General features: G+C 69.5%; 8 protein-coding genes and 1 tRNA gene. 5 read left to right on the plus strand and 4 right to left on the minus strand.

The genetic code is table 11. The annotated features are described in order from the left end of the window. Positions 1–2 precede the first annotated feature (2 nt). Together C3488_RS16435 and C3488_RS16440 are read left to right on the plus strand one after the other, a co-directional pair. On the plus strand, positions 3–1,301 hold the full coding sequence (locus tag C3488_RS16435; protein WP_103840174.1) for a hypothetical protein: 1,299 nt from the start codon (positions 3–5) through the stop codon (positions 1,299–1,301). A gap of 126 nt (positions 1,302–1,427) precedes the next feature. Further along, the gene (locus tag C3488_RS16440) at positions 1,428–2,582 is read left to right on the plus strand and encodes an amidase domain-containing protein (RefSeq protein WP_258053451.1); all 1,155 of its coding nucleotides are present in this window, start codon (positions 1,428–1,430) and stop codon (positions 2,580–2,582) included. Positions 2,583–2,610: 28 nt separating this feature from the next. Here C3488_RS16440 and C3488_RS16445 read toward each other — a convergent pair whose 3' ends face one another. Continuing rightward, positions 2,611–3,960 carry a hypothetical protein gene (locus C3488_RS16445; RefSeq protein WP_103840176.1) on the minus strand — a complete coding sequence of 450 codons (1,350 nt, stop codon included), beginning with the start codon at positions 3,958–3,960 and terminating at the stop codon, positions 2,611–2,613. Between the two features lie 169 nt (positions 3,961–4,129). Next, positions 4,130–4,897, minus strand: coding sequence for a DUF4097 family beta strand repeat-containing protein (locus C3488_RS16450; protein WP_103840177.1), 768 nt, complete (start codon positions 4,895–4,897; stop codon positions 4,130–4,132). Between the two features lie 176 nt (positions 4,898–5,073). On the opposite strand from C3488_RS16450, the gene C3488_RS16455 reads away from it, so the two are divergent. After that, a tRNA-Val gene (locus C3488_RS16455) sits at positions 5,074–5,145 on the plus strand. A 74-nt stretch (positions 5,146–5,219) separates the two neighbouring features. On the opposite strand, the gene C3488_RS16460 is transcribed toward C3488_RS16455, so the two are convergent. Continuing rightward, positions 5,220–5,708: a DUF4396 domain-containing protein gene (locus tag C3488_RS16460; RefSeq protein ID WP_103840178.1), complete on the minus strand. Its 489-nt coding sequence runs from the start codon at positions 5,706–5,708 to the stop codon at positions 5,220–5,222. Positions 5,709–5,854: 146 nt separating this feature from the next. Here C3488_RS16460 and C3488_RS16465 point away from each other — a divergent pair, with 146 nt between their 5' ends. Beyond that, positions 5,855–6,364 carry a hypothetical protein gene (locus C3488_RS16465; protein WP_103840179.1) on the plus strand — a complete coding sequence of 170 codons (510 nt, stop codon included), beginning with the start codon at positions 5,855–5,857 and terminating at the stop codon, positions 6,362–6,364. Positions 6,365–6,534: 170 nt separating this feature from the next. Here C3488_RS16465 and C3488_RS16470 read toward each other — a convergent pair whose 3' ends face one another. Further along, positions 6,535–6,888, minus strand: coding sequence for a hypothetical protein (locus C3488_RS16470; RefSeq protein WP_103840180.1), 354 nt, complete (start codon positions 6,886–6,888; stop codon positions 6,535–6,537). Positions 6,889–7,056: 168 nt separating this feature from the next. On the opposite strand from C3488_RS16470, the gene C3488_RS16475 reads away from it, so the two are divergent. After that, the coding region (locus C3488_RS16475) for a DUF2277 family protein (RefSeq protein WP_103840181.1) at positions 7,057–7,247 on the plus strand (191 nt) is incomplete at its 3' end.

The following is a 7,247-nucleotide window of genomic DNA, read 5'->3' on the forward strand; positions in this document are numbered from 1 at the left end:
CCATGACCACCAGAAACGGCCGTCGCCGCCGCCCTCGCCCGTCCCGCATCGAGCAGTGGAAGAGCCGCCCGAGCTTCATGACGCTGGCGGCCCTCCTCGCCGTCGCGTCGGTGACGGTGACCTTCCTGGCGGTGTCCCGGCCGGACAGCACCGCGGCGACCGCCACGGCGGACGCCGGCAAGAGCATCGGCAAAGGATTCACTCCCCGGCCCACCACGGAACCCAAGTGGGACGGCAAGACGAAGATCATCGGTGACGGCTCCACCTCGTACACCGGCCCGCAGAAGGGGCAGTTGAAGGCGAAGCCGCTCAAGCCGGGTGAGAAACCGCCCCAGTTCGTCGTCTTCTCCTGGGACGGCGCACTCGAGGGCGACGACCACCTCTTCTCCCACTACCGTGAGATGGCCGAGCAGTACAACGCCCACATGACCTTCTTCCTCACGGGCATCTACCTGCTGCCCAAGAGCAAGAAGAACCTCTACCACCCGCCGCAGCACCCGGTGGGCTCCGCGGCGATCGACTACGCCACCGACGAGCACATCCGCGACACCGTGCAGCAACTGCGCCTGGCGTACGACCAGGGCAACGAGATAGGCACCCACTTCAACGGCCACTTCTGCGGCGCCAAGGGCGGCGGCGACTGGAGCGTGGAGGAGTGGAAGAGCGAGATCGACCAGTTCTACTCCTTCGTGCAGAACTGGAAGACCAACACCGGCAACAAGGGCGTCGCTCCGCTGCCCTTCGACTTCCAGAGGGAGGTCACCGGCGGCCGCGCACCCTGCCTGGAGGGCCAGCCGAACCTGCTGAAGGCCATCAAGAGCTACGGCTGGCGCTACGACGCGAGCTCCCCGGGCAACTTCCAGATATGGCCGGCGAAGAAGAACGGCGTCTGGGACTTCCCGCTGCAGATGCTCCCCTACGAGGGCGGCAAGTACCAGGGCCTGTCGATGGACTTCAACTTCCTCTACAACCAGTCCAAGGGCGAGACCGACGGCGACCCCGCGAAGTACAACCAGTGGGAGCAGCAGACCGTCGACTCCTACATGGCCGGCTTCAACCGCGTCTACTACGGCAGCCGGGCGCCCCTGTTCATAGGAAACCACTTCGAGAACTGGAACGGCGGCATCTACATGAAGGCCATCGACCAGGTCATCAAGAAGGTCTGCAGCAAGAAGGGCGTCAAGTGCGTGTCCTTCAAGGAGCTGACCGACTGGCTGGACGTGCAGAAGCCCGCCACCCTCGAACGGCTCCGCACCCTCGACCCGGGGCAGTCGCCGGACTGGGCGACCGTCGTGCAGTGACAACCGGCCGTTCCCGCAAGCCTCTTGGGCCACCCTCTTCACAGAAGCCACACACGGCGTGCGAAGATGCGGCCCCCGGTATCGGAGTACCGGAGGTAGAGGGGAACATCATTGAAATCAAGAAGATTGAGCCGTAAGCGGCGCCGCGCGACCATAGTCACCGCGGCCGCCGCCTCGGTCGTCGCCGGCGCCGCACTGCTGCCCAACTGGGGCGCGAACGCGGCGAGCGTCGCGGAACCCACGGTGGACCCGGGGACCAGGGCCACCTTCCAGCGGCTGGCGGACGCGGTCTTCACCGACCGTACGGACGCCCTGGTCGACAAGGGCGACAGCGGACGGGGCAAGCCGCTGGCGTCCCGCTTCTCCGGCGACGTACGCCTGTCGTCCACGCTGTCGCAGCAGGAGGACTCCGCCCTGTCCACGCTGCGCGGCCGCAAGTCCCGCCTCGCGGCGCTGGGTGAGAAGTACAGCAAGGCCGACACCACGGTCTCGCTGGACCGGACGCGGGTGAAGGGCCGGCACGCCACCGTCGACGTCACCGAGACCACCACCCTGACGTACGAGAAGGCCACGGGCAACGGGCCGCGGACCACCGGCTTCCAGGCCCACCACCAGCTGACCTTCCGGGCCGACCGGCAGGGCACCTGGCAGCTGACCGGCATCCGCGACACCGACGCGGGCATGGCCGTGAACACGCTGTCCAAGCCCTCCGTCAAGGCGCCCGCCACCGCGGACGACGGCGGCATGCCGAACGCCCCGCGCGCGGCCACGACCCGCAACCCGGTCGCCGTTCCGAAGACCGGCACCGCCTACAACTACAAGGCCATGGCGGCCTACGCCGAGAAGTACTGGAAGGTCTACAACAAGGACTACCCGGACTACAACGGGCACGGCGCGGGCGGCGACTGCACCAACTTCGTCAGCCAGTCCCTGAAGGCGGGCGGCTGGAAGCACGTTCCCGGCTACGTGTACGACTACACGAAATGGTTCGGCAACGCCGACATCCAGTCGGACTCGTTCGTCGGCGTCAACGAGTGGTCCTGGTTCGCCCAGAACTCCAAGCGGACCAAGCCGCTCGCCAACGTCTACCAGCTCGAAGTCGGCGACGTGCTCCAGATGGACTTCGACCGGGACGGGTCCAAGGACCACACGATGATCGTCACCTACAAGAGCGGCGGCGTCCCGTACGTGACGTACCACTCCAACAACACCCTCCGCAGGTCGGTGGCGAGCCTCATCGCCTCCTACCCGAACGCGTACTACTACGCCTACCGCACCTGACCGGTGGTCCTCCGGGGCGGGGGCCGGGTCAGTGGCCGGCTCCCCGCTCCTCCCGGATCCGCGCCACGACCTGGGCGACCGCCTGCCGCACCGCCTCGGTCTCCGTCAGGAAGTGCCAGTAGTCCGGGTGACGGCCCTCCAGCGCGGCGATCGCACGCTCCAGCCGCGCCACGGAGTCGTCGAGCGGGCGGGCATGCCGCGGATCGGGCGTCGTACGGCCCGCCATCGCCAGCCGCTGCGCGTCCCGGATCGCGAACCGGGTGCGCTCGATCTCCTGTTCCGGGTCCTTCTGCACGGCGTTGAGCCGCCGCAGGCGCTCCCCGGCGGCCGACACGGCCTCGTCGGTGGTGTTCAGCAGCGCCCGTACGGTCGACAGCAGCGAGGTCGCGTCCGCCCAGCGCTGTGCGTCACGCGCGCCCTGCGCCTGCCGCAGTTTCAGCTCGGCCTGCCGCACGTTGTCGACGGCCAGCTCCGGCACCTGCTGGAGATCCTGCCAGCAGGCCGCCGCGAACCTGCGCCGCAGCTCGCTCAGCACGGGCTCGACCTGCCCGGCCCGTGTGGTCAGAGCCTCGGCCCGGGTGCGCAGCGACACCAGCCGGCGGTCGATCTCGGCCGCCTTCTCCGGCAGCCGCTCGGCCTCGGCCCGGACAGCCGCCGCCTCCCGCGTGACCCGCTCGGCACGCTCCAGCGTCTGCTGCACCCCGTGCTGCCCCGCGCCCTGGTTCAGCTTGGTCAGCTCCGGGCCGAGGGCGGCCAGCCGGGCGGCCAGGTCGTCGGCCTTCAACCCGGAACCCCGCACCCCGTCCAGGGCGTCGCTGGCGGCGAGCAGCGCCTGACGGGCGCGCTCCACAGCCGGGGCGAGACGGGCCAGTTGGGTCTCGGCCTTGCCGAGCAGCGGCCCCAGACTCTGGGCGAATCGATCCAGCTCCTGCTTGACCCGGACCAGCTCGTCCTTGGCGGCGGTGAGATCCGCCCGGGCCCGCGAGGCGGCGGAGGCCTCCAGATCCACCCGGTCCAGATCATGTGCGTCCACGGCCTGGATGTACTGGTGGCTGACCTCGTCGATCCGCCGCCCCAGCGCCTCGAAGTCGGCGAGGGCACGGCGGGCGGCCGGGGAGTCGTCGACAGCGGTGATGGTCTCGACGGAGATCCGCACATCCCGCTGCGCGGTGTCCAGCTCGTAGAACGCCTCTGCGGCTGCGTCCTTGGCTCCCTGAGCCTCGGCCCGCTGAGCCTCGCCCCGCCCCCCGAACCACCGCCGCGTACCGCCCGAGGCGAAGGCGGCGGGGAGGACGAGGACGACCAGGAGAGGAAGGAGGAGGGCTCCGGAGAAGGGCCCAGCGACGCGGTCGGACTCCTGCCGTGGTGTCGCCGTCACATCCCTCTCCCGTACCGTGATCCGCCCTGCCCGGTGTCATTCTCCCACCGGTAGAGGACGAACACACGGGCCGGTCGGTTCGCGGTGCGCCGGACTCAGGGCGACCGGTTCGCGGTACGCGGCACCCGTGACGGCCGGTCGGCGATGCGCCGTGCCGATGACGGCCGGCTCAGCCTACGCTGATCGACCCGTCACGGGTCCGGGCGTCGATCAGGTGGGAGCTTGCCGCCTCTTTCGGCACGGACACATGGACGGAGCCGTCGGCGGAGTGCGTCGTCACGCGGTACGTGCCGTGCGGCAGCGCGATGGCGACCGACCCGTCGTGGCTGCTCGACTCCACCCGGTCGGGCACGTCACGGAACTCCAGGCTCACCGACCCGTCGTTCGTGGTCGCCCGCACCCGCCGCGACCGTACGCCCGACGCGCGCACCGACCCGTCGTCGCTGGCGAGCACCAGCGGCCCCGTGGAATCGCTCACCCGCACCGATCCGTCCCGCGTCCGGATGTCCAGAGCCGTGGCGAAGCCCTCGGCCCGCACGCTCCCGTCGCCGTCGTCCACCGTGACGGCGACCCCGCGCGGCACCTCGATCCGATGCCGCGCGGAACAGTCCGCGACGATCCCCGAGCACTTCATCCGCAGCACGAGCCGGTCGCCCTTCATGGCCCAGGTCACACGCGGATCCCCACCCACCACGACCGTCCCGCGGAACCAACGGGTGACCTGCACCTTGTCCACATCGGCCGGGACGATCTCCAACGCCGAGTCGTCGGAGTCGACGGTGAGCGTACGGCCGTGCAGCGCGAAGGCCGCGTGGTCCGGGTGCGGGTCGTCGCGGGCGTCGTTCCCACAGGCGGCGACGGTGCCGATGAGCACGGCGGCGATCCCCGCTACGGCAACCACCCGGGTGCGCTGCGCGAGCACCGTCGTACGAGCCATGATGTCTCCCCCTGAGAGCCGGAGGGCCGGATGCCCCCAACGCCGAAGTGCTTCGACGGTACGGAGCCGCGGCTCTCGGGAGGATCCGGCGTGCTCCCGGGTTCGGGGTGGGGATATCCCCCGGTTACGGGTTTGCGAGGCATCCCCTCAGGCAATGTAGGCTGTCGACTCGTCTCGGGTGCGTAGCTCAGGGGTAGAGCGCCTGCCTTACAAGCAGGATGTCGGCGGTTCGAAACCGTCCGCGCCCACCGGATGATCGCGGCAGAGCCCCGGAAGTGGCCTACACGGGCCCTTCCGGGGCTCTCCCGTGTCGGGCGCGGGGTCAGTGGTAGGCGTGGACGACGGCATGGCCCTTGCCGCGGCCGATCATCCACCGGTTGACCGGGGTGGTCAGTACGAAGGCCAGGGCCAGGGAAAGGCCGAGCGACGCCCAGAAGAGGATCTGGCCGAGACCGGCGTCCATGGCCCCGGGCACGCCCACCATGACGGTGTTGTCGATCAGTTCCATCACGGCGATGGACACGGTGTCCGCGGCCAGCGCGACCTTGAGCGCCTGCCGGACCGGCAGCCCGGCGCGGAGCACGCCGCGCATGGTGAGCGCGTAGCCGAAGACGAAGGCCAGCGCTATCGAGACGACCACGGTGGCCGCGTTGTGCAGGCCGGCGGCGGTGCCGATGACCATGCCGAGGACTTCGCCGATGGCGCAGCCGGTCAGGCAGTGCAGTGTGGCTTGTGCGGCCGTGCGCCAGGAGGTGCCGGGTGCATGGTGATCGTGGTGCTCGTGCACGTGCTCATGTGCGCTGTGGTCCATCGCCGATTCCCCTCGCACGCTCAGGTCTTTGCTCCACCGAACGGAATACCCCCCGGGGGTATTCCCAACCCGGTGCGAACCGGCAATCGCAGCGCAGTTCTGGCGCGCAGCACAACCACGGGGCCCGCCGAGGAGTCGTACGCGGCATGATCAGCACGCGCGCACGGCAGGCTTTCGGCGGCTCCACGCTCGTCGTGGTCCTGGCGTCATTGTTGCTCTCCTGCTCCAGCGGTCCAGGTGCGACGTCCACGGATGGGGAGTCGCCCGCCCGTGATGTCCGCCAGACGGCATCGGCATCCGCGACCCAGGAGCCGTCCGCCCCGAGCGCGGCAGAGCCGGCACCGGGTACGGAGAAGGTTCGCGATGTGTTCGCCCGGCTTCAGGCCACCTACAACGACGGGTGCACGACGCCGGGGAACTGCGAGTACTTCCTGGGGCGGGTGCTCGATGAGCTCAGCAGCCTCGACAAGGCGATGAAAGCCGACCTCCAGGGCCCTGGCCACTTCAAGGAACCCCTCGCACGGATCGCGAAACTGCGGGCCGAACTCGGCGACGACAGGTCCTTCGAGAACCTCAAGAAGCACCAGGACCTTCTGACCGGTACGCGCGACAGGATCAATGCCTGGATGCAGGGTCACCCGGAGGACTATCGGTGACCCTGAGATCGGGCGCAGGTGCCGTGACGTCAGATCTGGTCGGCGTTCCGGGCAGTTGAACACCGGGAGCCTTCCCGCGCCCTGGTCGCCGCAGGCAACGGCGCCACCTGCGGCTCCCCGTTCCGCGAAGACCCGAAGACCCCGGCTGCTCCCGGCCGGGGTCTTCGCGTTCAGTTCTGTTTGTGCTCGTCGTTCCCCTCGTCCTCGTGCACGTGCTTCAGGCGCGTCCGCGCGTCCATCCTGTCCTCGGCCGCCACCTCGTCCCAGAAGCGGTGGCAGGAGACGAACACCGCGAGTTCCCGCTCGCGCCGGCGGAGCTTCTCCACCTCCGCCTGTTCGTCCTCGGTCCAACCCGGAGAGGCGGGGCGCTCCACCTTGCGCCAGCCGGTGTCGTCGCTGAATCCGTCCAGCGGTTCCACCGACCACGGCAGCCGCTTCAGCAGGGCCAGGAGCTCTGCCCGGACCTGATGCAACTCCTCCTGGCCGGCCAGGAGGTCACTCGGAAACTCATAGCTCGCAGCCACAGGCCAATGCTACGCCTGTTCGATTTTCGGGTGCGACCCTCTTCCCTGCGTTCACTCGAACGGACGTCCGTCTCGTGGATCACGGCGCGGGCGTGGCCGACGCCTCCCCGGCGCCGGCGGAAGCGGAAACCCTCCTCGCCTCCCGGGGTATGAGGCCACACTGGAGTCATGTGCCGCAGCATCAAGACGCTCCGCCCGCCCGCCCTGCCCGATCAGGCCACGGAGGAGGAGATCCGCGCCGCCGCGCTCCAGTTCGTGCGCAAGGTCTCCGGGTTCCGTGCCCCGGCCGCCCACAACCGCGAGGTGTTCGAGCACGCGGTGGACGCGATCGCCGCGGCGACCGCGGAGCTGCTCGCCGA

This window comes from Streptomyces sp. Ru72 (genome assembly GCF_002920635.1).
GTDB lineage: Bacteria > Actinomycetota > Actinomycetes > Streptomycetales > Streptomycetaceae > Streptomyces.